Origin of the sequence: Paenarthrobacter sp. AB444, from assembly GCF_028736865.1 — a bacterium.
In the GTDB taxonomy this organism is placed as follows: Bacteria; Actinomycetota; Actinomycetes; order Actinomycetales; family Micrococcaceae; genus Arthrobacter; species Arthrobacter nicotinovorans_B.
This window is the reverse complement of the sequence record NZ_JAQZBY010000033.1, coordinates 1-573: the sequence shown is the minus strand read 5'-3', so window position 1 is coordinate 573 and position 573 is coordinate 1. Positions and strand designations below refer to the sequence as shown.

Annotated in this window: 1 pseudogene; it reads left to right on the top strand. The window is 63.5% G+C overall.

From position 1 onward, the window contains the following. Nucleotides 1-283: 283 nt before the first annotated feature. A pseudogene (locus PQ627_RS19895) lies at nucleotides 284-573 on the top strand (IS110 family transposase); the annotation flags it as partial.

Here is a 573-nt window from a genome sequence, read left to right as displayed (position 1 = left end):
CTGTCCCCTAGACGATATGTGTGTGGCCGGTGCAGTTGGCTGGTCGGTGTCCTTCTGAGGGCGCGATTGTTGCCGGGCAAGGTTTCGAAGCGCCAGCTTTGGGCGGGCGTTCGGGGGTTTGTTTGTCCGGTGGCGCTCCGGATCCTTGCCCGGCAGCTCTGGCCCGTATCAGAAAGACACCGTGGGGTGCGGGGGCTGGAACCTTCTCTTCAACGGATGTCGTGGGTTGCCCCAGACTTGATCCAGGGGGTAGAGCCACATTTGAAGTTTGGAGGTTCCAGCTATGTTTGAGCGTACTCACGTCGGCCTGGATGTCCACGCTTTGACTGTCGTCGCGTGCGCGATCGATGGCCAGACCGGTGAGATCTTCCGTGCCCGGCTCACACCGGATCATGGTGAAATTCTGGAATGGATTACGGCGCTGCCTGGCCCGTGCCGGGTGGTCTACGAGGCCGGGCCGACCGGATTCCCGCTGGCCAGGGCCTTGCGCGCTGCCGGGATCGAGTGCGTGGTCGCGGCCCCGTCGAAGCTGCAGCGCCCGCCCGGTGACCGGATCAAAACAGACCGCAACGA